Annotated in this window: 18 protein-coding genes; 16 read left to right on the top strand and 2 right to left on the bottom strand. The window is 60.6% G+C overall.

The genetic code is table 11. The features are described from left to right. Positions 1-39: 39 nt before the first annotated feature. Together aceF and aceE are read right to left on the bottom strand one after the other, a co-directional pair. Positions 40-2,004, bottom strand: coding sequence for a dihydrolipoyllysine-residue acetyltransferase (aceF, locus tag IB246_RS09085; protein ID WP_008040341.1), 1,965 nt, complete (start codon positions 2,002-2,004; stop codon positions 40-42). A gap of 11 nt (positions 2,005-2,015) precedes the next feature. Next, entirely contained in the window at positions 2,016-4,661 is a 2,646-nt protein-coding gene (gene aceE, locus IB246_RS09080; protein WP_008027850.1) for a pyruvate dehydrogenase (acetyl-transferring), homodimeric type, read from the bottom strand. A 190-nt stretch (positions 4,662-4,851) separates the two neighbouring features. Here aceE and IB246_RS09075 point away from each other — a divergent pair, with 190 nt between their 5' ends. The 16 genes from IB246_RS09075 to IB246_RS09000 all read left to right on the top strand — a co-directional run bounded on the left by IB246_RS09075 (position 4,852) and on the right by IB246_RS09000 (position 22,989). After that, on the top strand, positions 4,852-5,049 hold the full coding sequence (locus IB246_RS09075; RefSeq protein WP_157214357.1) for a hypothetical protein: 198 nt from the start codon (positions 4,852-4,854) through the stop codon (positions 5,047-5,049). Further along, positions 5,046-7,985 carry a bifunctional [glutamate--ammonia ligase]-adenylyl-L-tyrosine phosphorylase/[glutamate--ammonia-ligase] adenylyltransferase gene (gene glnE, locus IB246_RS09070; RefSeq protein WP_008040344.1) on the top strand — a complete coding sequence of 980 codons (2,940 nt, stop codon included), beginning with the start codon at positions 5,046-5,048 and terminating at the stop codon, positions 7,983-7,985. Before IB246_RS09075 ends, glnE begins: the two co-directional genes overlap by 4 nt. Positions 7,986-8,317: 332 nt before the next feature. After that, the gene (waaF, locus tag IB246_RS09065) at positions 8,318-9,352 is read left to right on the top strand and encodes a lipopolysaccharide heptosyltransferase II (protein ID WP_008040346.1); all 1,035 of its coding nucleotides are present in this window, start codon (positions 8,318-8,320) and stop codon (positions 9,350-9,352) included. A gap of 1 nt (position 9,353) precedes the next feature. After that, positions 9,354-10,415 (top strand): lipopolysaccharide heptosyltransferase I, encoded by a 1,062-nt coding sequence (waaC, locus tag IB246_RS09060; RefSeq protein ID WP_008027853.1) that lies wholly within the window; start codon positions 9,354-9,356, stop codon positions 10,413-10,415. After that, positions 10,415-11,539, top strand: a complete 1,125-nt coding sequence (locus tag IB246_RS09055; RefSeq protein ID WP_008040352.1) for a glycosyltransferase family 4 protein — start codon at positions 10,415-10,417, stop codon at positions 11,537-11,539. The genes waaC and IB246_RS09055 overlap by 1 nt, the downstream gene beginning before the upstream one ends. Next, positions 11,536-12,342: a lipopolysaccharide core heptose(I) kinase RfaP gene (gene rfaP / locus IB246_RS09050; protein WP_008040354.1), complete on the top strand. Its 807-nt coding sequence runs from the start codon at positions 11,536-11,538 to the stop codon at positions 12,340-12,342. The genes IB246_RS09055 and rfaP overlap by 4 nt, the downstream gene beginning before the upstream one ends. Beyond that, positions 12,342-13,076: a lipopolysaccharide kinase InaA family protein gene (locus tag IB246_RS09045; protein ID WP_008040356.1), complete on the top strand. Its 735-nt coding sequence runs from the start codon at positions 12,342-12,344 to the stop codon at positions 13,074-13,076. The genes rfaP and IB246_RS09045 overlap by 1 nt, the downstream gene beginning before the upstream one ends. Continuing rightward, positions 13,073-13,825 (top strand): lipopolysaccharide kinase InaA family protein, encoded by a 753-nt coding sequence (locus IB246_RS09040; RefSeq protein ID WP_008040359.1) that lies wholly within the window; start codon positions 13,073-13,075, stop codon positions 13,823-13,825. The genes IB246_RS09045 and IB246_RS09040 overlap by 4 nt, the downstream gene beginning before the upstream one ends. Further along, complete coding sequence (locus IB246_RS09035; RefSeq protein WP_008040361.1) at positions 13,825-15,276, top strand: lipopolysaccharide kinase InaA family protein; 1,452 nt, start codon at positions 13,825-13,827, stop codon at positions 15,274-15,276. The genes IB246_RS09040 and IB246_RS09035 overlap by 1 nt, the downstream gene beginning before the upstream one ends. A 237-nt stretch (positions 15,277-15,513) precedes the next feature. Beyond that, positions 15,514-15,849: a YceK/YidQ family lipoprotein gene (locus IB246_RS09030; RefSeq protein WP_008027859.1), complete on the top strand. Its 336-nt coding sequence runs from the start codon at positions 15,514-15,516 to the stop codon at positions 15,847-15,849. Between the two features lie 174 nt (positions 15,850-16,023). Beyond that, positions 16,024-17,781, top strand: coding sequence for a carbamoyltransferase (locus IB246_RS09025; RefSeq protein ID WP_008040362.1), 1,758 nt, complete (start codon positions 16,024-16,026; stop codon positions 17,779-17,781). Next, positions 17,765-18,895: a glycosyltransferase gene (locus IB246_RS09020; protein WP_008040363.1), complete on the top strand. Its 1,131-nt coding sequence runs from the start codon at positions 17,765-17,767 to the stop codon at positions 18,893-18,895. Before IB246_RS09025 ends, IB246_RS09020 begins: the two co-directional genes overlap by 17 nt. Next, the gene (locus IB246_RS09015; protein WP_008040364.1) at positions 18,895-19,791 is read left to right on the top strand and encodes an antimicrobial resistance protein Mig-14; all 897 of its coding nucleotides are present in this window, start codon (positions 18,895-18,897) and stop codon (positions 19,789-19,791) included. The genes IB246_RS09020 and IB246_RS09015 overlap by 1 nt, the downstream gene beginning before the upstream one ends. An 8-nt stretch (positions 19,792-19,799) precedes the next feature. Then, the gene (locus IB246_RS09010) at positions 19,800-21,230 is read left to right on the top strand and encodes a PIG-L deacetylase family protein (RefSeq protein WP_008040373.1); all 1,431 of its coding nucleotides are present in this window, start codon (positions 19,800-19,802) and stop codon (positions 21,228-21,230) included. After that, the gene (locus IB246_RS09005) at positions 21,227-22,183 is read left to right on the top strand and encodes a glycosyltransferase (RefSeq protein ID WP_008027864.1); all 957 of its coding nucleotides are present in this window, start codon (positions 21,227-21,229) and stop codon (positions 22,181-22,183) included. The genes IB246_RS09010 and IB246_RS09005 overlap by 4 nt, the downstream gene beginning before the upstream one ends. A 38-nt stretch (positions 22,184-22,221) precedes the next feature. Beyond that, positions 22,222-22,989, top strand: coding sequence for a hypothetical protein (locus tag IB246_RS09000; RefSeq protein WP_008040375.1), 768 nt, complete (start codon positions 22,222-22,224; stop codon positions 22,987-22,989). The last annotated feature ends 3 nt before the right edge of the window (positions 22,990-22,992 follow it).

Genomic DNA, 22,992 nt, shown 5'->3' with positions numbered 1-22,992 from the left:
AACGCGAACGGCCCTCCGGTGAAGGAGGGCCGGCCGGTGTTACAGCAAGATGGTGCGGATGTCCGCCAGCAGGCTGCTCAGACGCTGGGTGAAGCGTGCAGCAGCGGCGCCGTTGATCACACGGTGATCGTAGGACAGCGACAGCGGCAGCATCAGTTTCGGCTGGAAGGCTTTGCCGTCCCAGACTGGCTGGATGGTTGCCTTGGAAACACCGAGGATCGCCACTTCCGGCGCGTTGACGATCGGCGTGAAGCCGGTGCCGCCAATGTGGCCGAGGCTGGAAATGGTGAAGCAGGCGCCTTGCATGTCGTCAGCGGTGAGCTTCTTGTCGCGGGCTTTGGCAGCCAGCGCAGCGGCTTCGGCTGCCAGTTGCAACAGGCTCTTCTGGTCGACGTTCTTGATGACCGGTACCAGCAGGCCTTCAGGGGTGTCGACGGCGAAGCCGATGTTCACGTACTTCTTGCGGATGATCGCCTTGCCGCTTGGTGCCAGCGAACTGTTGAAGTCCGGCAGTTCCTTGAGCATGTGCGCGCAGGATTTGAGCAGCAGCGGCAGGATGGTCAGCTTGACGCCGGCCTTCTCTGCAACGGCTTTCTGAGCGATACGGAACGCTTCCAGCTCGGTGATATCAGCCGAATCGAACTGAGTCACGTGCGGGATGTTCAACCAGCTGCGGTGCAGGCTCGACGCGCCGATTTGCATCAGGCGAGTCATCGGCACTTCTTCGGTTTCACCGAAGCGGCTGAAGTCCACGACCGGAATCGGCGGGATGCCCGCGCCACCGGTTGCGCCAGCAGCAGCGGCCGGTGCTTCCTTGGCCTTCTGCATCATGGCTTTGACGTAAACCTGAACGTCTTCTTTCAGCACTCGACCGTGCGGGCCGCTTGGGCTGACCGCGCTCAGCTCGACGCCGAATTCGCGGGCCAGTTGGCGTACCGCAGGGCCTGCGTGAACCTTGGCGCCCGATTTGGCCGGGGCCGCCGCTGGTGCTGGAGCAGCAGGAGCAGCGGCGGCTGGCGCAGGAGCGCTCGGTGCCGCAGCGACTGGAGCCGACGCCGCAGCCGGGGCAGCAGCAGGCGCAGCGCCTTTGACTTTCAGCTTCAGGATCAGGTCGCCGGTACCGACTTCGTCATCCAGCTTGATGGAAATGCTTTCCACCACGCCAGCGGCAGGCGATGGGATTTCCATGCTCGCCTTGTCGGATTCCAGGGTGATCAGCGACTGGTCGGCGGCGACGGTGTCACCGGCCTTGACCAATACTTCGATGATCTTGGCCTTGCCCGCCGAACCGATGTCCGGGACGTGAATGTCCTGAACGCTGTCGGCAACCGGTGCGGCCGGGGCGGCAGCGGCTGGCGCAGGTGCAGCGGCAGGAGCAGCAGCCTGAGCTGGCGCGGCCGCAGCCGGTGCCGCAGCACCTGCCACTTCCAGGTCCAGAATCAGGTCGCCGGTGCCGACTTCGTCGTTGAGCTTGACGCTGATGGCTTTGATCACGCCAGCGGCAGGCGATGGAATTTCCATGCTCGCCTTGTCGGATTCCAGGGTGATCAGCGACTGATCAGCCTCGACGGTGTCGCCGACCTTGACCTGGATCTCGATGATCTGGGCCTTGCCTGCCGAACCGATGTCCGGCACGTGCACTTGCTGAACCGAAGCGGCAGCTGGCGCAGCAGCAGGAGCGGCCGGCGCTGGAGCAGCGGCCGGTTTCTCTGCGGCTTTGGCTGCTGGCGCGGCAGCCGCAGGAGACGATGCAGAGGCTGGGGCAGCGGCACCTTCGACTTCCAGCTCCAGCAGTTCGTCGCCTTCTTTCAGGCGGTCGCCCAGCTTCACTTTCAGGCTCTTGATGATACCGGCCTTCGGCGCAGGCACTTCCATGCTCGCCTTGTCCGACTCAAGTGTCAGGATGCTCTGGTCGGCTTCGATACGGTCGCCGACCTTCACAAACAGTTCAATTACTTCACCTTCACCGCTGCCGATGTCAGGTACGCGAATGAGTTCGCTCACAGAATCTCTCCTCAGCAGTCCAGTGGGTTGCGTTTTTCCGGGTTGATACCGAACTTGGCGATGGCTTCAGCCACCACTTTAGGTTCGATGTCACCACGGTCAGCCAGTGCTTCCAGGGCTGCCAACACCACGAAATGACGATCGACTTCGAAGAAGTGACGCAGCTTCTTGCGGCTGTCACTGCGGCCGAAACCGTCGGTGCCCAGGACTTTGAATTCCTTGGACGGGACCCACTGACGAATTTGCTCAGCGAACAGCTTCATGTAGTCGGTAGACGCGATGACCGGACCTTGACGGCCGTTCAGGCACTCTTCGACGTAGCTCAGTTTAGGCTTCTGGCCAGGGTGCAGACGGTTGGTGCGCTCGACGGCCAGGCCATCGCGACGCAGTTCGTTGAAGCTGGTAACGCTCCACACGTCGGCGCCAACGTTGAACTGCTCACGCAGGATCTTCGCCGCTTCACGGACTTCACGCAGGATGGTGCCGGAGCCCATCAGCTGAACGTGGTGCGCCGCTTCGCGGGTGTCTTCTTCGAGCAGGTACATGCCCTTGATGATGCCTTCCTCGACACCGGCCGGCATGGCTGGCTGCTGGTAGGACTCGTTCATCACGGTGATGTAGTAGAAAACGTCCTGCTGCTCTTCGGTCATCTTCTTCATGCCGTCCTGAATGATCACCGCCAGCTCGTAGCCGTAGGTTGGATCATAGGTGCGGCAGTTCGGGATGGTGGCAGCCAGGATGTGGCTGTGACCGTCTTCGTGTTGCAGGCCTTCGCCGTTCAGCGTGGTCCGGCCGGCAGTGCCGCCGATCAGGAAGCCACGGGTACGGCTGTCGCCGGCAGCCCAGGCCAGGTCGCCGATACGCTGGAAGCCGAACATCGAGTAGAAGATGTAGAACGGCAGCATTGGCTGGTTGTGGCTGGAGTACGAAGTACCGGCAGCGATGAAGGAGCTCATGGCGCCCGCTTCGTTGATGCCTTCTTCGAGGATCTGGCCCTTTTTGTCTTCCTTGTAGAACATCACCTGGTCTTTATCGACTGGCTCGTAGAGCTGGCCGACGGACGAGTAGATGCCCAACTGACGGAACATGCCTTCCATACCGAAGGTACGGGCTTCGTCCGGGATGATCGGAACGATGCGCGGGCCGATTTCCTTGTCCTTGACCAGCTGCGCGAGGATCCGCACGAAGGCCATGGTGGTGGAAATTTCACGGTCGCCCGAGCCGTCGAGGATCGCCTTGAGCGTATCCAGCGATGGCGTCGGTACGCTGAAGCTCTGCGCGCGGCGCTGTGGCACGAAGCCGCCCAGTGCAGTGCGGCGCTCGCTCAGGTAGCGGGCTTCGGCGCTGTTTGGTTCTGGCTTGAAGAACGGCAGGTTTTCCAGCTCGTCGTCTTTGACCGGGATGTCGAAACGATCACGGAACAACTTCAGGCTGTCGACGTCGACTTTCTTGGTGTTGTGCGCAGTGTTTTTCGCTTCGCCGGCACCGGTGCCATAACCTTTGATGGTCTTGGCCAGGATGACGGTCGGTTGTTCTTTGTGGTTGACCGCTTCGTGGTACGCCGCGTAGACCTTGTACGGGTCGTGGCCGCCACGGTTGAGTTTCCAGATCTCGTCGTCGGACAGGTCTGCAACCATCGCCTTGAGTTCTGGCGTGTTGAAGAAGTGTTCACGCACGAACGCGCCGTCTTTGGCTTTGTAGTTCTGGTACTCGCCGTCGATGACTTCGTCCATGCGACGTTGCAGGATGCCGTCGACGTCTTTGGCCAGCAGTGGGTCCCAGAAACGGCCCCAGATGACTTTGGTCACGTTCCACTGAGCACCGCGGAACACGCCTTCGAGTTCCTGGATGATCTTGCCGTTGCCGCGAACCGGGCCGTCGAGGCGCTGCAGGTTGCAGTTGATGACGAAGATCAGGTTGTCGAGCTTCTCGCGGCCAGCCAGCGAGATCGCGCCCAGGGATTCCGGCTCGTCGCACTCGCCGTCGCCCAGGAAGCACCAGACTTTCTGCTTGCCTTCCGGAATGAAGCCACGGGCTTCCAGGTACTTCATGAAGCGCGCCTGGTAGATCGCCTGGATCGGGCCCAGACCCATGGATACAGTCGGGAACTGCCAGAAATCAGGCATCAGCCAAGGGTGCGGGTAGGACGACAGGCCCTGACCGTCCACTTCCTGGCGGAAGTTGTTCATCTGGTCTTCGGTGATGCGGCCTTCCATGAACGCACGGGCGTAAACGCCTGGCGAGGTGTGGCCCTGGAAGTAGATCAGGTCGCCACCGTGTTCGTCGGTCGGGGCCTGGAAGAAATAGTTGAAGCCGATGTCGTACAGGGTTGCGCTGGAGGCGAAGCTGGAGATGTGACCGCCCAGGTCAGAATCTTTCAGGTTCGTGCGCATCACCATGGCCATCGCGTTCCAGCGTACCAGCGAGCGAATGCGGCGTTCCATGAACAGGTCGCCAGGCATGCGTGCTTCGTGGGTAACGGGAATGGTGTTGCGGTATGGCGTGGTGATGGCGTAAGGCAATTGCGAACCGCTGCGGGTTGCGAGTTCGCCCATACGGGTCATCAGATAGTGAGCACGGTCTTCGCCTTCTTTGTCGAGAACCGATTCCAGGGCGTCCAGCCATTCCTGGGTTTCGACGGGATCGAGGTCTTGCATGGCTTGCTCCAGGGCGGAAAGGCTTCCAGAATCGGTTGCCTGAGTTTGCGACTGGCCTTGTGGGCAGACGATATAAATTCTTGGATTGCCGAGAGGTAGGATTCGGCGGCGTGTAGTTTTACTACAAATCATCGGGCATTTCAGCTATTCGAATGTATATACGAGTAGTAAAACTACAGATGAGCGGCTTGTGGCCTCCGGCTACGTTGTGAGAATAATCGTTAAGGTTGGTCTTTTACCAACCGAAAAAGGTGAAAGCTTGATGCTGCCTGCCAAAAATAAAGAAATTTCAGCTATTTCTAACCTTTGTTCGACAGTCGATCAGGTAGTGCAATTTGAAAATTCACTACATGCAGCCTCCTACACGCCGATCAAGGATAGACCATGAGCCTCCCTACGCTTGCTGAACTGCCCGGCATTCTCCTGCCGTTTGTCACCCGCGCCGAGCAGTCGTTCCGTACGGCCGTCGAGGCTCTTGATGATGATCAAGGCCTGTCCGCCTGGACGCCTGAGCGCTGGGCGCAATTCGCCCGCGTCACCGCCGCCAGCGACTTCGTGATTGAACAGAGTGCACGTGACCCTTTGATGTTGCTGGCGCTGGTGCAGTCCGGTGAGCTGGACCGTGGCTATGCTCCCGGCGAACTGTGCGCGCAGATTGCGGCAGCGGTGAACGCGGCTGAAACCGAAGACGAGCTCGGTCGCGCCCTGCGTCGCCAGCGCACCCGCCATCAAGTGCGGATCATCTGGCGCGACCTGACCCGTCAGGCCGATCTGGTCCAGACCTGCCGCGACCTCTCGGACATGGCCGATGCGAGCATCGATCAGGCCTATCAGTGGTTGTACTCGCGGCATTGCCAGCAGTTTGGCGTGCCCACCGGCCGACGCAGCGGCGAGCCGCAGCAGATGGTCATTCTCGGCATGGGCAAGCTTGGCGCGGTCGAGCTGAACCTGTCGTCGGACATCGACCTGATCTTCGCCTACCCCGAGGGTGGCGAAACCGTCGGCGTGAAACGCTCGCTGGATAATCAGGAATTTTTCATCCGCCTCGGTCAGCGCGTGATCAAGGCGCTGGACCCGATGACCGTTGACGGCTTTGTGTTCCGCGTCGACATGCGCCTGCGCCCTTACGGTTCGTCGGGTGCGCTGGTGTTGAGCTTCAACGCGCTGGAGCAGTATTACCAGGATCAGGGCCGTGACTGGGAACGCTACGCGATGATCAAGTCGCGGGTGGTGGCCGGCGACCAAGTGGCCGGCGCACAGCTGCAAGACATGCTGCGCCCGTTCGTTTACCGGCGTTACCTGGACTTCTCCGCCATCGAAGCGCTGCGCACGATGAAGCAGCTGATTCAGCAGGAAGTCCGGCGCAAGGGCATGGCCGACAATATCAAGCTCGGCTCCGGCGGCATCCGCGAAGTCGAGTTTATCGCCCAGGCGTTCCAGCTGATCCACGGTGGTCGCGACCTGAGCCTGCAACAACGTCCTCTATTAAAAGTACTGAGCACGCTGGAAGGTCAGGGTTACCTGCCGCCGACGGTGGTCAGCGAGCTGCGCGAAGGCTACGAATTCCTGCGTTACACCGAGCACGCGATCCAGGCGATTGCCGACCGCCAGACGCAGATGTTGCCGGACGGGGCGCAGGATCAGGCGCGCATTGCCTTTATGCTGGGCTTCGCCGATTGGGACGCCTTCCATGAGCAGCTGATGTATTGGCGCGGTCGCGTGGCCTGGCACTTTGGCCAGGTGATCGCCGACCCTGATGAAGAGGAAGGCACCGAAAGCGAAGTGGTGGTCGGCGGTGAATGGCTGCCATTGTGGGAGGAGGCGCAGGACGAAGAGGCCGCTTGTCGCCAATTGGAGGAGGGCGGTTTCGCCGATGCCACCAAAGCGCTGAAAGCCCTGGCCAGCCTGCGCAGCAGCCCGCAATTGCGCGCGATGCAGCGTCTGGGCCGCGAACGCCTTGATGCGTTCATTCCACGGTTGCTGGCCCAGGCGGTCGAACACGCCAACCCGGATCTGGTGCTGGAGCGCGTGCTGCCACTGGTCGAAGCAGTGGCCCGACGCTCCGCGTACCTGGTGCTGCTGACTGAAAATCCCGGCGCGCTGCGACGTTTGCTGACCTTGTGCGCCGCGAGCCCGTGGATCGCTGAACAGATCACGCGCTTCCCGCTGCTGCTCGATGAATTGCTCAACGAAGGCCGGTTGTTCAAGCCGCCCTTGGCGCCGGAACTGGCCGCCGAGTTGCGCGAGCGCCTGACACGAATCCCCGAGGATGACCTCGAACAACAAATGGAAGCCCTGCGCCATTTCAAACTGGCGCACCGTTTGCGCGTCGCCGCGTCGGAAATCGCCGGCAGCCTGCCGCTGATGAAAGTCAGCGATTACCTGACCTGGCTCGCTGAAGCGATCCTCGAACAAGTGTTGGCCCTGGCCTGGCGCCAGACCGTGGCCAAATACGGCACGCCGCAGCGCACCGATGGCACTTTGTGCGATCCCGGTTTCATCATTGTCGGTTACGGGAAAGTCGGCGGGCTGGAACTCGGGCATGGTTCGGACCTGGACCTGGTGTTCATTCATGACGGCGATCCGCAGGCAGAAACCGACGGGCCGAAACCGATCGACGGCGCGCAATTTTTCACCCGGCTGGGGCAGCGGATCATTCACTTGCTCACCGCCCAGACCAACTCCGGTCAGCTGTATGAGGTGGACATGCGCCTGCGACCATCCGGTGCTTCGGGCCTGCTGGTGAGTTCGCTCGGGGCGTTTGCCCGTTATCAGGAAAACGAAGCCTGGACCTGGGAACATCAGGCGCTGGTACGGGCGCGGGTGCTGGTGGGCAGTCAGGATGTCGGCCAGGCGTTCGAGAAGGTTCGCGCGGCGATATTGGGCAAAGTTCGGGATTTGCCGACCTTGCGTCAGGAGGTCAGCGAGATGCGCGCGAAGATGCGCGATAACCTTGGCAGCAAGAGCACCGCGGCCGGCACCGGGGCGAATGCCTTCGAAGCCACGGCGCCGTTCGATCTCAAGCAGGACGCGGGAGGTATCGTCGATATTGAATTTATGGTGCAATACGCGGCTCTGGCATGGTCCGAAACACACCCGCCATTGCTGCGCTGGACCGACAATATCCGCATTCTGGAAGAGCTGGAACACGAAGGGCTGATGCCCGCCGAAGACGCCAGCCTGTTGCGAGAGGCCTATAAAGCCTACCGCTCCGCCGCGCACCGGCAGGCCTTGCAGAAGGACGCCGGGGTGATACCGGGCGACCAGTTCGCGGACGAACGGCGGCAGGTATTGCGGATCTGGCGCGAGCTGGGATTGAGCTGAATCTCGCCAGTTGGAGCGACGAAATTCAAATGTGGGAGCGAGCCTGCTCGCGATGAGGCCGTAACATGTAGCATTTATGTTGACTGTCACGCCGCCATCGCGAGCAGGCTCACTCCCACAGTAGATCTGCAGTGTTTTGTAGATTTAGGTAGCTAAGCTGCACCGCACTGGATGTGCACCAATACCCATGTAGGAGCGGGCTTGCCCGCGATAGCGGAGTGACAGTCGACAGTCATGTTGGATGTGATGATCCCATCGCGAGCAAACAGGCTCCCACAGTGATTCTCGAGGCGGGGAGGCGTATGCCTCCCCGGTTCGTTTTTGGAAACCACATGAAAATTCTGATCGTTGGGCCCAGTTGGGTCGGTGACATGGTGATGGCGCAGACACTGTTTCAGTGTCTCAAGCAACGCCACCCGCAATGCGAAATCGACGTGCTGGCCCCCGAGTGGAGCCGGCCGATTCTTGAGCGCATGCCCGAAGTTCGCCAGGCCTTGAGCTTTCCGCTCGGCCACGGCGCGCTGGAGCTGGCGACGCGTCGGCGCATCGGCAAATCCCTGGCCGGTCAGTACGACCAGGCGATCCTGCTGCCCAATTCCCTGAAGTCGGCGCTGGTGCCGTTCTTCGCCGGTATCCCGAAACGCACCGGCTGGCGTGGCGAATTTCGCTACGGCTTGCTCAATGACGTGCGCACGCTGGACAAAGAACGTTACCCACTGATGATCGAGCGCTTCATGGCGCTGGCGTACGAGCCCGGCCTTGATCTGCCGAAACCGTATCCGCGCCCGAGCTTGCAGATCGATCCGGTCACCCGTGAAGCGGCGCTGGCCAAATTCGGCCTGAGCCTCGACCGTCCGGTGTTGGCGCTGTGCCCTGGTGCCGAGTTTGGCGAGTCCAAGCGCTGGCCGTCCGAGCATTACGCCCAGGTCGCCGAAGCGAAGATTCGCGAAGGCTGGCAAGTCTGGCTGTTCGGTTCGAAAAATGATCACGCCGTGGGCGAAGACATTCGCGCGCGGCTGATTCCCGGCCTGCGTGAAGAGTCGGTGAACCTCAGCGGCGGCACGTCCCTGGCCGAGGCCATCGACCTGATGTCCTGCGCCGATTCGGTGGTGTCCAACGATTCCGGCCTGATGCACGTCGCGGCGGCACTGAACCGCCCGTTGGTGGCGGTGTACGGCTCGACGTCGCCGGGCTTCACGCCACCGCTGGCCGAACATGTCGAGATCGTGCGCCTGGGCATCGAATGCAGCCCGTGCTTTGATCGCACGTGCCGCTTTGGTCATTACAACTGCCTGCGCCAGCTGATGCCGCAAGCGGTGAACGAAGCCTTGCAGCGGTTGCAGGGCACTGTGGTCGAGGTCAAATAGTTTGCGGGTTCTGCTGATCAAGACTTCTTCGCTGGGCGACGTGATTCATGCGTTGCCGGCGTTGACCGACGCATCCCGGGCGATTCCCGGCATCACGTTCGACTGGGTGGTGGAAGAAGGTTTCGCCGAAATCCCGACCTGGCACCCGGCCGTGGGCAAGGTGATTCCGGTGGCGATCCGTCGCTGGCGCAAGAACATCTGGCAAACCATCAAGAGTGGCGAGTGGAAGCGCTTCAAGCAAAGCGTTCGCGCCACGAAATATGATTTGGTGATTGACGCGCAAGGCCTGTTGAAAAGCGCGTTGCTGACCCGCTACGTCAAGGCGCCGGTGGCGGGCCTGGATAAAGGATCGGCGCGAGAGCCGATCGCTGCGCGTTTCTATGATCGGCGCCTGGCGGTCGCCCGTGGTCAACACGCGGTGGAGCGAGTGCGTCAGTTGTTCGCCATCGCCTTGGGCTACGACTTGCCAAAAGGTCTGGGCGATTACGGTCTGAACGTCGAGCGCCTGGTGGAATTGCCGCGCAAGAATCCTTACGTGCTGTTCCTGCACGGCACCACCTGGGACACCAAACACTGGCCTGAAGCCTATTGGCGCGAACTGGCCGAGCGCGTTGGCTATCTGGGCGTCGGCGTGAAGCTGGCGTGGGGCAATCCGGCCGAGAAGGCCCGGGCCGAACGCATCGCCAAAGACATGCGTCACGTTGAAGTGCTGCCCAAGTTGAACCTGGCGGGCATCGGCAAAGTGCTGGCCGGTGCGCAAGCGTGCGTGGCGGTGGACACCGGTCTCGGTCACCTCGCGGCCGCACTCGATGTGCCAACGCTGTCGCTGTTCGGTCCGACCAACCCTGGCCTGACCGGCGCGTATGGCAAGGCACAGATTCACATGGCCAGCGATTTCCCCTGCGCACCCTGCCTGCAAAAGAAATGCACCTATCAACCGACGGCCGAAGATGCCCGCCGGTTTGACCTGAAACGCGAGTCGCCACTGTGCTTCACGCGTTTGAATCCCGAGCGTGTCGCGACCCGACTGAGCACGTTGTTACTGGCTGAGGAGCTGCGCTGATGCAATTGGCATTCGTCTTGTACAAGTACTTTCCGTTCGGGGGCTTGCAGCGCGATTTCATGCGCATTGCCCTGGAATGCCAGCAGCGCGGTCATCAGATTCGTGTCTACACGCTGATCTGGGAAGGCGACATCCCGCCGGGTTTCGAAGTGCTGGTGGCGCCGGTCAAGGCGTTCTTCAATCATCGTCGCAACGAGAAACTCAGCGAGTGGATGGAGGCCGATCTGGCCAAGCGTCCGGTGGACCGCCTGATCGGTTTCAACAAAATGCCAGGCCTGGACGTCTACTACGCCGCCGACGGCTGCTTTGAAGACAAGGCGCAGAACCTGCGCAACTCGCTGTACCGTCGTTGGGGCCGCTACCGGCACTTCGCCGAGTACGAGCGCGCGGTGTTCGCCAAGGACGCCAAGACAGAAGTGCTGATGATCTCCGAAGTCCAGCAGCCGCTGTTCATCAAGCATTACGACACGCCGCTGGAACGCTTCCATTTGCTGCCGCCGGGCATTTCTCAGGACCGTCGCGCGCCACCGAATGCGGCTGAGATTCGTGTCGGGTTCCGTCGTGAATTCAGCCTGCAGGACGACGAGTTGTTGCTGGTGCAGATCGGCTCCGGGTTCAAGACCAAGGGCGTGGATCGCAGCCTCAAGGCACTGGCCGCATTGCCCGCTGACCTGAAGAAACGCACCCGGCTGTTTGTAATTGGCCAGGATGACCCCAAGTTATTCCAGGTGCAGAGCGCCACCTTGGGGCTCGGTGATAACGTGACGTTCCTCAAGGGCCGCAGCGATATCCCGCGTTTTCTGCTGGGTGCTGACCTGTTGATCCACCCGGCGTACAACGAAAACACCGGGACCGTGTTGCTCGAAGCCCTGGTGGCCGGGTTGCCGGTACTGGTCAGCGCCGTGTGCGGTTACGCTCATTACATCGCCGAGGCCGACGCCGGCCTGGTGCTGGATGAACCCTTCGATCAGGCGCAACTGACGCAATACCTGACCAGCATGTTGAACGACGCTCAAGCACGGGCGGCCTGGAGCCGCAATGGTCTGGCTTTCGCCGAGACGGCCGACCTCTACAGCATGCCGCAACACGCGGCCGATGTGATTCTGGCGGAGCACGCTAAATGAAGTTGATGCTGGCTGAACCGTTCAAGAGCCTTTGGGCCGGGCGAGACCCGTTCGCCGAAGTCGAAGGCTTGCAGGGCGAGGTTTATCGCGAGCTGGAAGCGCGCCGGACCTTGCGCACCGAAGTGAACGGCCATGGTTTTTTCGTGAAGATCCACCGTGGCATTGGCTGGGGCGAGATCTTCAAGAACCTGCTGACCGCCAAACTGCCGGTGCTCGGTGCGGGCCAGGAGTGGAAAGCCATTCAGCGCCTGCAGGAAGTCGGTGTGCCGACCATGACCGCCGTTGCCTACGGTGAAAAGGGCAGCAACCCGGCGGACCAGCATTCGTTCATCGTTACCGAAGAGCTGGCGCCGACCGTCAGCCTCGAAGATTTCAGTATCGACTGGGTCAAGCAACCACCGGAGCCCAAACTCAAGCGCGCGCTGATCGCCGAAGTCGCGCGCATGACCGGCATGATGCACCGCGCCGGGGTCAACCATCGCGACTGCTACATCTGCCACTTCCTGTTGCACACCGATAAACCGGTGACCGCCGACGATTTCAAACTTTCGGTGATCGACCTGCACCGCGCCCAGACCCGCCCGACGATTACCCAGCGCTGGCGTAACAAGGATCTGGCGGCGCTGTACTTCTCGGCCCTGGACATCGGCTTGACCCAGCGCGACAAATTGCGTTTCCTCAAGGGCTACTTCCAGCAACCGCTGCGCCAGGTTCTGTCGGAAGAAGCGGGGCTGCTCGCCTGGCTGGAAGGCAAGGCCAACAAACTCTACGACCGTAAACAGCGATACGGGGATGCGCTCTGATGTCGGGCTGGAAACTGGAACCTGCTTATAGCGAGCTGGCAGAAGATTTCGGCAGCCTTGAAGCGGTGTTTGCGCTTAAGGGCGAGCGACTGACTCACGACCCATTGTCCGAAGTCATCCGCGTCAATCGCAATGGCGTCAACTATTACGTCAAGCGTTACGTCGGCGCGGGCAAGGGCTTGCGCCGTTATCTGGGCAAGCCGCGGGTGAAAATGGAGTGGCAGAACCTCAAGCGCTTCGCCAAATGGGGCATTCCCACTGCTGAAGTGGTGGCCTGGGGGCTGGAGCGGCGCGGTGCGGCGTATGCTCGTGGGGCGATGATTACCCTTGAACTGCCGCAAACCGTGGACCTGTCCATCCTGGCTGAACGGCATGATCCGAAATTGGCGGACCGCGCCTGGGTCGATCATGTCAGTCGGCAATTGGCCGGTTACACCCGGACCATGCACGACCACCGCTTCACCCATAACGATCTGAAGTGGCGCAACCTGTTGATCGACGACCAGGCCCGGCTGTTCCTGATCGATTGCCCCAACGGTAATTTCTGGCGCGGCTTCTGGCTCAAGTACCGTATCACCAAGGATCTGGCGTGCCTGGACAAGGTCGCCAAGTATCAGCTGTCGGCGACTCAACGCCTGCGCTTTTACCTGCAATACAGCCAACGGACACGACTCAATGCCGCCGACAAAAAACGGATCCGGCACGTGGTTAGATTTTTCGAGGGACGCGAATGACTGATTTTCTGGCTGCTGAAGACCGTGCGCTACTGGAGCGCCACGGCCTCGGCAACTTCGATGCGCTTTGGGCCAGGCAGCTTGATGCTGTGGATGAGCCCAACACCGTGCGCGGTGGCTGGAGCAGCGTGTTTCGGCTGGATCTTGAAGGTCACGGCTTCTACCTCAAGCGGCAAAGCAACTACCAGATGCGCACGTTGCATGCGCCGTTTGGCGAACCCAGTTTTGCCCGGGAATTTCGCAACATCAGTCGTTATGAAAAGCTTGGCATTCCGGCGCTGAAAGCGGCGTTCTTCGGTGAGCGCAAAGTCGAGGGCGAAGTCCGGGCGATTCTGCTGACCCGTGCGCTGGACGGTTGGGATGACCTGGATTCGCTGCTGCAGCGTTGGTCGGAGTTAAGTGGCGCGCAGCACTCGGCGATTTTGCAGGCGTGTGGCGAGCTGGCTCGGCGCCTGCACGCGGCGCGTCAGGTTCATGGCTGCTTCTATCCCAAACACATTTTTCTGCGGGCCACGGGCGACGGTTACCAGGCTCAATTGATCGACCTGGAGAAAACCCGGCCGCTGCTGTGGGGCCGACGTGACCGGGTCAAGGATCTGGAGCCGTTGACGCGGCGGGCGCCCGAGTGGAGCGATGCGCAGGTGCGTGAATTACTGGCCGCTTACCTGGATCAATCGCAGGACAGTTCGCTGATCGACAGCTGGCTGGCGCGACTGACCGCGCGGCGCAGCCACAAGGAGGCGCGCTGATGCGTTTGTCCGAACTGAAAAACACCGGCCGTAGCCCGGCTCTGCCGCTGAGTGTTTCACTGGCCGATGCCGCCGGCCCTGCCGAGTTGCAATTGTTGAGTCTGTTGCGGGTGTTGCCGGGCCAGCGTTATGTCGGCGCCGGTGTCTGGCGTGGCCGTCCGGTGCTGGCCAAGTTGTTGGTCGGCACCAAGGCGGCCCGGCATTTTCAGCGAGAACTGGACGGTGTGCGCTTGCTCGCCGCTCAAGGTCTGACCACGCCGCAGCTGCTGGCCGACGGCTTGAAGGACGGCGAGGGCGGCTGGCTGCTGTTCGATTTCCTTGAAGGCGCCGAGAGCCTGGGGGATACCTGGAAACAGGTCGAGCACTTGCCGGTGCTCGCGGATGGGCAAGGGGCCGTGTTGGCCGAGGCGTTGGGCGCGATCGGCCAGATGCACCGCAAAGGGCTGTGGCAGGAAGACCTGCATCTGGACAACCTGCTGCGCCAGGGCGGTCGACTGTATCTGATCGACGGTGCGGGGATCTGCAGCGAAACCCCCGGCCAGCCACTGTCGCGACAGAAAGTCCTGGAAAACCTCGGGGTGTTTTTCGCCCAGTTGCCCAAGGCGCTGGAGCCTTTCACCGAAGAATTGCTGGTGTATTACCTGTTGAGCAATGGCGAGCATGCCTTGCCCATGGAAGCGTTGCAGAAACAGATCGACAAGGTCCGCAGCTGGCGCCTGAAAGACTTCCTGATTAAGGTCGGACGCGAATGCACGCTGTTCAGCGTGCAGCGCGGGGCCTTCGGGTTGCGGGCGATTCGCCGCGAGGAAGAAGCGGCGATGTTGCCGGTGCTGGAGCAGGCCGATGCATTGCTCGATCAGGGCCATCTGTACAAGACCGGCGGCGCGGCGAGTGTCGGAAAAGTCGCGGTGGACGGTCGGACGCTGGTAATCAAGCGCTACAACATCAAAGGCTTTGCCCACTGGCTCAAGCGCTTCTGGCGCCCGAGCCGTGCCTGGCACTCATGGCGCGAAGGCAATCGGCTGGCATTCCTCGGTATCGCCACGCCGAAACCGTTGGCCGTGCTGGAAAAACGTTTTCTCTGGTTGCGCAGCCGGGCGTATCTGGTGACCGAGCATTTGCCGGGGCCGGACATCATCGAGCGGTTTGCGCCATACGTTGAAAGCGGTGAAGCGCCCGAGGCAGAGCTGGTGGCGCTGGATCAGTTGTTTGCAGAGCTGATTCGCGAGCGGATCAGTCATGGCGACTTCAAGGGCCACAACCTGTTCTGGCAGGTAGATCGCTGGGCACTGATCGATCTGGACGCGATGCGTCAGCACGGCTCGCTCGCCAGCTTCGCCCCGGCGTATGCGCGGGACCGGGCGCGGTTCATGCGCAATTGGCCTGAGAGCAGCGCGCTGTATCAGGTCATCGATCAGCGGCTGCCCAAAGAAATCTCCAGCGCTGCCTGAATCGGGCCTTCGGTCCTATCGTCGGAACGCCGCCCGGAGCCGGCTCGCTCCCACATTGGATTTGTGTTCACAGTAAATCAATTGTGGGAGCGAGCCTGCTCGCGATGGGGCCGGCACAGCCACCGGAGATCAGGGGGACAAGTTCTTATGAAATCTCCTACATGATCCCCAGACCCCATGAACTGTGCCCTGAATAGCCGCAATGCTAGTTTGCCTGACGTTCATGGAGGGCAAATCTTGACGATCAAAACGGCTGTTCTGCTCGGCACATTCTCACTGGCGCTATCTGGCTGCGGCACCGCCGTCACCGTCCTGCAAAATGACGAAGACGCGGCGCGTGACCTGCGCAAACAAAAAACCTACTGCCAGTCCATCCCGCGAATCTACAGCGGGATGGCCTACGATTTTTGTGTGCTGAATGCACCGCCGGACCCCACGGGTTTTCTTGTACCGCTGGTTTTGCTGGACCTGGCGTTGTCCGGTGCGCTGGACACCGTTGCCTTGCCGTACACGATTTACCGGCAGGGGGTCGATGGCAATCTCAGGATTTACTGGCGGCCGGGTCGCGGATGATCCTGGCCATGCGTCCTGGCCTTGGGTCATGTTTACGCCGCTGATAACCGTAGGGTCATTCCCGGCATGTTTACGCTATAATCCCGCCCTTTAGCTGTCTCTCGCCCCTTGCGAGGGCACATTAATTTTTGAGGCGCGTTGCGCCTGCATGCAGACTAAAGAGGCTAGACCCCTGTGGCATTGACGATTCTTGGCCTGTCCGGCGCCCTTAGCCATGATCCTTCCGCAGCCTTGTACATCGACGGCAAGCTGGTCGCGGCGGCTGAAGAAGAGCGCTTTGTGCGCGATAAACATGCAAAGAACCGCATGCCATACGAATCGGCGAAGTTCTGCCTCGAGCAGGCGGGCATCAAGCCGTCCGACGTTGACGTGGTTGCGATTCCGTTCGCGCCGATCAGCCTGTTCGGCAAGGCACGCTGGCACTACGCCAAGCGTTACTGGTACGCCCCGGACCGCGCCCTCGACGCGATCCTGATGGGCAACCGTCGCTACAAGCGCTATCGCAACAAGATCGTCTGGTGCCTGGAGCAACTGGGCTTCGATCCAAAGAAAATCAAGATCGAGCCCGTCGAGCATCACCTGGCTCACGCTTCCAGCGCTTACCACTGCTCCGGTTTCAAAGAGAAAACCGCGATCCTCGGCATCGACGGCAAGGGTGAGTACGCCACGACCTTCTTCGGTTACGGCGAAAACGGCAAGATCCACAAGATCAAGGAATTCTTCGATCCGGATTCCCTCGGCGGCCTGTACGGTGCGATCACCGAGTTCCTCGGTTTCGAGATGCTCGACGGCGAGTTCAAGGTCATGGGCATGGCGCCGTACGGCGACGCCAGCAAATACGACTTCTCGCGCCTGGCCTCGTTCGAGAACGGCGAGCTGGTGATCAACACCGACTACGCCAACGTCATCGGTCTGCGCCGTTATAAAGAGAAGGGCAAGGGTTTCTACTTCTCGCCGAAGCTGATCGAGTGGCTGGGTCCCAAGCGCGAAGGCGACATCGCCGACGAGCCGTACATCCACTACGCCGCGAGCATGCAAGCGCTGTTCGAGAAACTGGCGTTGCAGATGATCGACCATTACCTGGGCGACGTACTCAAGGAAACCGGCAAGCTGGCCTTCGCCGGCGGCTGTGCGTTGAACGTCAAGCTCAACCAGAAAATCATCGCCCGTGACGACGTCAAAGAGCTGTTCGTCCAGCCTGCGTCCGGCGATGCCGGCACTGCGGTCGGCGCGGCGGCTTACGTGTCTCACGCCCGTGGTGTGCCGGTCGAGAAGATGGAACACGTCTACCTCGGCCCGTCGTACAGCAACGAAGACGTGCTGGCAGCATGCGCCCGTCACCCGAGCAAGCCGGTATGGCGCAAGCTCGATAACATGCCGGAAAACATTGCCAAAATCATGGTCGATGGCAACCCGGTTGCGTGGTTCCAGGGTCGCATGGAGTTCGGTCCGCGTGCCTTGGGCGGTCGTTCGATCATCGGTTGCCCGAGTGCGACCGGCGTGGCTGACCGCATCAACCACCAGATCAAGTTCCGCGAGCGCTGGAGGCCTTTCTGCCCGTCGATGCTCGACACCGTCGCACCGCAGATGATCAAGATCGATCACCCGGCGCCGTTCATGACCTTCACCTTCGAAGTGGCTGAAGAGTGGAAAACCCGCGTGCCGGAAGTCGTTCACGAAGACGGCACGTCCCGGGCCCAGGTGCTCAAGCGCGAATACAACCCGCGCTACTACGACATGATGAAGGCGCTGGAAGTGCTGACCGGCAACGGCGTGTCGCTGAACACGTCGCTCAACCGTCGTGGCGAGCCGATGATCTGCTCGCCAACGGATGCCCTGAACATGTTCTTCGGCTCCGACCTGCAGTATCTGATCATGGAAGACATCCTGGTGGTCAAAGAGGGCGCGGACGCATATGACACGCTCGGCTGAACGCCATGTGCTGCAGTTCTGTCACGGCTATGACGGGCCGTTTCTGGACTGCGCCCGGCAGTACGCCAGCCTGTTCGCGGGGACCGGATATCGAGTGACCACGGTGTTTCTGACCGGGGTTGCAGACAGCGAGGTTGCCGCGGGCTGTGCTTCCGATGAAGTGTTGTTCATGGAATACAGCTCCAAGGCCATTCGTGGCCTGAAGCTGGGTGCCATCGGCGATCTGCGCAAGATCGCCGCTTCGCGCAACTTCAGCTTCTGCATCGCTCATCGTTTCAAGCCGATCTACATCGCCTTGCTGGGCACTTCGTTGCCGGTCATCGGTGTGCATCATGCGTTTGATGACTACAAGCGCGGCACTCGCAAGCTCTTCGCCCATATTTTCCGCAAGCGCCTGAGCCTGCTCGGGGTTTCCGACGCGGTGCGCGATGACATGCGCGGTTGCTTGCCGAAATGGCCGGCCGGGCGGATTCAGACGCTCTATAACCGCATCGATGTGCAAACCTTGCAAGACAGCCAGGTGTCCGTTCGTGAAGCCCGGGAAACCCTGGGGTTGTCGATGGATGCCTGGGTTGTCGGCAACGTCGGGCGGCTGCATCCGGACAAGGATCAGGCCACGTTGCTGGAAGGTTTTGCGACGGCTCTGCCGGGTTTGCCGGCTAACAGCCAACTGGTTATTTTGGGTACCGGTCGGCTGGAGCAGGACCTCAAGGCCCAGGCCCGCGAGTTGGGCATTGGCGATCGCGTACTGTTCCTTGGGCAGGTGCCCGAGGCTCGGCGTTATTTCCGTGCCTTCGATGTGTTTGCCCTGAGTTCCGATCACGAGCCGTTCGGCATGGTGTTGCTGGAGGCCATGGCTGCCGGCGTGCCGTTGCTCGCCACGGCGTGTGGCGGCGCGAAGGAAGTGGTGGAAGGCGTTGGCATTCTGTTCCCGTTGGGCGATGCCGGGCACCTGGCTCAAGGGCTGCACCATCTGGCCGCAATGGATGAGCAACAACGTCGCCAGTGCGCCGAGCTGATGCTCGACCGCCTGCGTGAGCGCTTCTCCGACCGTGCCGTACGCGATGCTTTCTGGCGTTTGCCACACGTTACCGAACTGGCGCCGAGGGGCTGATGCTCAACCGACTACAAGGCTGGCGCGAGCGTGGCTGGGCGGTGGTCGATGCCTCGACATACGCCGAGGCCTGGCACCGTTATGGCGGCAGCGTCGCGACGCATCCGATGGTCGTCGAGCGACTGGCTCATTTGGCCGGCATTCCCGTGCGCTATCTGGCCTGGGCGCAAAACGGTGACGTCCAGGCAGCCATCCCGACCTGGGGGCGCGACCTTGCCTTGTCCAAGGACGTGCTCAAGCGCAACGGTAAAAAAGGCCTGTTCGACCTCGGCAATGCCGAGCTCATCCTGCCGGCCGCTGCTGATACGCAAGCGCCCCTGCGCCATCGCGCCCGTTATCTGTCAGCACTGAATGAAGGCCGCTTCGCAGGCATCAGGTTGCAGACTGAACAATTGGCCATGGCCCGCACTCCGGAAGAGCTGTCGAAGAAGTTTCGCTACAACCAGCGCCGCGAATTGCGCTTGCTGGAGGAGGCGGGCGGCGTGGTGCGGCCGGTCAGCGAGTTTTCCAGCCGAGAACTGGCCGCGATTTATTGCGACCTGTTTCAGCGTCGCTGGGGCTTTGCGGCCACCGGCGCCGAGCGCATGGGCGAAGTGATCGAGTTGTTGCGTGATTTGTTGATCGGCTCGGTGATTTTCCTCAACGACGCGCCAATCGCGATTCAACTGGTTTACCGCGTCGAAGCGCCGCAATGGATCAGTGTCGAGTACATCAATGGTGGCGTGGACCCGCAAACCCGTGAATTCAGCCCTGGCAGCGTGCTGAGCTTTCTCAATACGCAAAGTGCCTGGGAGCATGCGCGAGCGCTGGACAAGCCCCTTCGCTTCTCCTTCGGTCGCGCCGATCGAGAATACAAGGATCGCTGGTGCAATCCTGTGCCAGTCTTCACCGTATGAGCCAATCCATGAGCCGTAAACAGCAATTGCTCAAGCGCCATCGGCGCCAGAAACGCATCGGCCTGCTGGTCGCGCTGGTGCTGTTGATTGCCATCGGCGTGCTGGTGGCCTGGTGGTTACCGCTGATTCTGGCGGTCCTGGGCTGGATCGCTCACGAAGCATGGTTTGCCGACCATTTGTTTTATTCGCCCAAAGACGATTACGAGTACAGCTTTCCGCCCTATACCCAACAACCCAAGGTTCACCTGGACGGTGAGCATTTGCGGCTGGATGACGGCGTCATGCTGGTGGACGACGCGACCCTGGTGCTGGCGTTACGGATCAAAAGCACCTGGCTGGGGCGCTTTCTCGACCCGATAGTGGAGTTGTCGGGTGGCGACAGTCCGGACCGGCAAGTCTTTGAGCGCGGTGTGAACGGTCTGCGTTACCTCAACCTCAGCGGCCAGGCGCAGGTTCTGTCCAAAGGCGAGTTGCGTTTGCGCGGGCGTTTCTGCCGATTGCTCGGCGAACCGGTACTTTGGGCGTTCGAACATCCGGATTACAGCAATCGGCGGGTGATGGTGATCGCGCCCCATGCCGACGATGCCGAATTGGCCGCGTTCGGCTTGTACAGCAGTGCCAGCGAAAGCTGGATCGTGACCTTGACCGCCGGTGAAATCGAGGCCGAACACTATCAGCAGATGGGGCTCAAAGGCGTCGAAGCATCCCGGTTGAAAGGTTCGCTTCGCGCCTGGGACAGTATCAGCGTGCCATTGTGGGGCGGCGTACCTCAGGAACGCTGTGTCCAGCTGGGCTACTTCTGTCTACAGTTGCCTGCCATGCAAAACGCGCCAGCCGAGGCCGTGTTGTCCCGCGAGGCGCAACTGGGCGATACCCGTTATTTTCGCCGATTCAATCCGTTCGCCCTGGGCAGTGACGTGGATGGCGTGCCGTCCTGGAACAACCTGCTGGCCGACCTGAAAGAGCTGATCGAGCGCATTCAGCCCCAGGTCATTGTCTTGCCGCATCCGCGCTTTGACCCGCACCCGGACCACCTGTGTTCGCAACAAGCAGTGATGCAGGCGCTGGGCGGTACAGCCTGGCAGCCCGAGACTTTGTTGCATTACGCCAATCACCTGCACGATAACGATCGCTGGCCAATGGGCGATGCCGGTGCGGGTGTGGCGATGCCTCCGCAGATCAGTGCCGAAGAGCCATTGCGCCCCTGGTCGCTTTGCCTGTCGACCGAAAAACAGTGGCACAAGGCCATGTCGTTGGGCATGATGCACGACCTTCAGCCGCGACTTCCCCTCAAGCGTTTACTCCGCCGGGCGATACAACGTTGCCTGGCTGCCAGGCAATGGCCGGCTTTCGGCGAAAACGAGTTCTTCCGTAAAGCGGTGCGACGCCATGAATTATTCTGGGTCCATGAGCTGTCGGGAAAGAGAGAGACCAATTGAAAGTTCTGTTTCTGGTGCAGAAAGAGCAGCGAGCGATCCTCGACCGGCTGTATGACGGTATCGCTGAGCAGTGCGAGTGTGACAAGCGCGAATTGACCAGTGAGGAACAGGACGACTTGCGTGGCTACTTTCGCAAGCACGTAGATGTCTCTCGCTATGACCGGATCGTGTTCTTCCTGCGCTTCAAAAAAGAAATCAGACAGGTGAGGTTCATACAGACCCTGCCCAATCTGGTTATTCTGGAACACGATGCGTACCAGAATTACATTCCGTGCAAGTACACCGGAAAGTTCAGCGCCCATTACCGCAAGTTGCCCTGGGCGCGGGTGATCAGCTCGGGTTACATGGTCAGCCAGCGCCTGTGCGATGAAGGCTTTGACGCGCATTTCGTGCCCAAGGGCTACGATCAGGCGCTGTTGCAGAACCGTCAGCGTGAACGTGACATCGAGCTGGGTTTCGTCGGCAGCCTGAACAGTGTTGCCTATGCCGGACGCAGGGCGATGCTCGAGTCCGTGGCCGAAGTCGAAAACCTGCTGATCACGCGCACCAAGTCGGGTGAGGAATACTGCGAGACGTTGAGCCGGATCCGTTATTTCGTGAGTGCCGATGTCGGCATGGGCGAATACATGATCAAGAATTTCGAGGCTATGGCCTGTGGTTGTGTGTTGTTTGCTTACGATCAGGGCGAAGAAGAGAATCGCGCACTGGGCTTTGTCGATATGCACAACATTGTGCTTTATCGAACGCGCGATGAATTGAGGGAAAAACTCGCGGTGTTGCGTGAGTCCCCGCAACTGACCGAGTCCATTTCATTGGCCGGGCAGGCTCTGGTAGAGCAGCGTTACACCTTCCGCGCCGTTGGGCATGCGATTGTCGACGCCCTGCGCGCGCCGCTACGCGAGCACGTTCCGCTGGGCTGGAAAGAAAAAATACGCTTAACGCTCGGGCTGTGAAGCCGGCGGTCAAACCACTAATGGAGCGGTGTAAATAAATGCTGTTCAGCGAGACTAGCGACATTTCGGTCGTCATCACCAGTTGCGGTCGCTTCGATTTGTTGAAGCGAACCCTGGAGACGTTTGACCGGTTCAATACGGCTCCCATCCGCAAGGTATTCATTACCGAGGACTCCGGCGACAGCGCCGTCGAGGCCTGCATTCCGGAGCACTGGCGGGCGCATACCCGGTTCTTCATCAACAATCCGCGACTGGGCCAGCTACGATCCATCGATGCGGCCTATGCCGAGGTGCAGACCTCGTGGATTTTCCACTGCGAAGATGACTGGGACTTCTACCGCGAAGGCTTTATCGAAGAGTCCCAATGCTTGCTGGAAGAAGATCCGCAAGCCTTGCAGGTGTGGCTGCGCAGCTTCAATCATGACCTCAAGGTTCACAGTCCTTATGTGTTTTTGAACGAGCGCAAAGTCAGCCACGGCATTCCTTTCTATGTGCTGGGCTCGCACAAGGCCGACTGGCAGGGCTTCTCCCTGAACCCGGGCTTGCGACGCCGTGCCGATTACCTGATTCATGCACCGTACTCCGCTTTTTCCGGAGAGAAAGACCTGTCGCGCCTGTATGCCGGCGAAAACCGCTATGCGCTGATTCTGGAGAACGACGCGGTACTGCACACCGGTTTCGGTGAGCACGTGGTGGTTCCACAGGAGCGGCAAAACAAGTTAAGGCGTAAACGTCTCGATCGAATCAAGCTGGTCGTGGCCCTGATTCTTGGTGTGGCAATAGGTTGGGTAGTCAATGGAATTTAGCGG

It is taken from the genome of Pseudomonas sp. PDM01, assembly GCF_014852325.1.
Lineage (GTDB): Bacteria > Pseudomonadota > Gammaproteobacteria > Pseudomonadales > Pseudomonadaceae > Aquipseudomonas > Aquipseudomonas migulae.
Note: the sequence above shows the minus strand (reverse complement) of the source record. Positions and strands in the feature narration are given on the sequence as shown.

What these genes read in the sequence shown, in the direction of transcription:
- aceE (WP_008027850.1), bottom strand. Translation starts at nt 4,661, where the DNA reads ATGCAAGACCTCGATCCCGTCGAAACCCAGGAATGGCTGGACGCCCTG.
- glnE (WP_008040344.1), top strand. Translation starts at nt 5,046, where the DNA reads ATGAGCCTCCCTACGCTTGCTGAACTGCCCGGCATTCTCCTGCCGTTT.
- waaF (WP_008040346.1), top strand. Translation starts at nt 8,318, where the DNA reads ATGAAAATTCTGATCGTTGGGCCCAGTTGGGTCGGTGACATGGTGATG.
- IB246_RS09055 (WP_008040352.1), top strand. Translation starts at nt 10,415, where the DNA reads ATGCAATTGGCATTCGTCTTGTACAAGTACTTTCCGTTCGGGGGCTTG.
- rfaP (WP_008040354.1), top strand. Translation starts at nt 11,536, where the DNA reads ATGAAGTTGATGCTGGCTGAACCGTTCAAGAGCCTTTGGGCCGGGCGA.
- IB246_RS09045 (WP_008040356.1), top strand. Translation starts at nt 12,342, where the DNA reads ATGTCGGGCTGGAAACTGGAACCTGCTTATAGCGAGCTGGCAGAAGAT.
- IB246_RS09040 (WP_008040359.1), top strand. Translation starts at nt 13,073, where the DNA reads ATGACTGATTTTCTGGCTGCTGAAGACCGTGCGCTACTGGAGCGCCAC.
- IB246_RS09035 (WP_008040361.1), top strand. Translation starts at nt 13,825, where the DNA reads ATGCGTTTGTCCGAACTGAAAAACACCGGCCGTAGCCCGGCTCTGCCG.
- IB246_RS09020 (WP_008040363.1), top strand. Translation starts at nt 17,765, where the DNA reads ATGACACGCTCGGCTGAACGCCATGTGCTGCAGTTCTGTCACGGCTAT.
- IB246_RS09015 (WP_008040364.1), top strand. Translation starts at nt 18,895, where the DNA reads ATGCTCAACCGACTACAAGGCTGGCGCGAGCGTGGCTGGGCGGTGGTC.
- IB246_RS09010 (WP_008040373.1), top strand. Translation starts at nt 19,800, where the DNA reads ATGAGCCGTAAACAGCAATTGCTCAAGCGCCATCGGCGCCAGAAACGC.
- IB246_RS09000 (WP_008040375.1), top strand. Translation starts at nt 22,222, where the DNA reads ATGCTGTTCAGCGAGACTAGCGACATTTCGGTCGTCATCACCAGTTGC.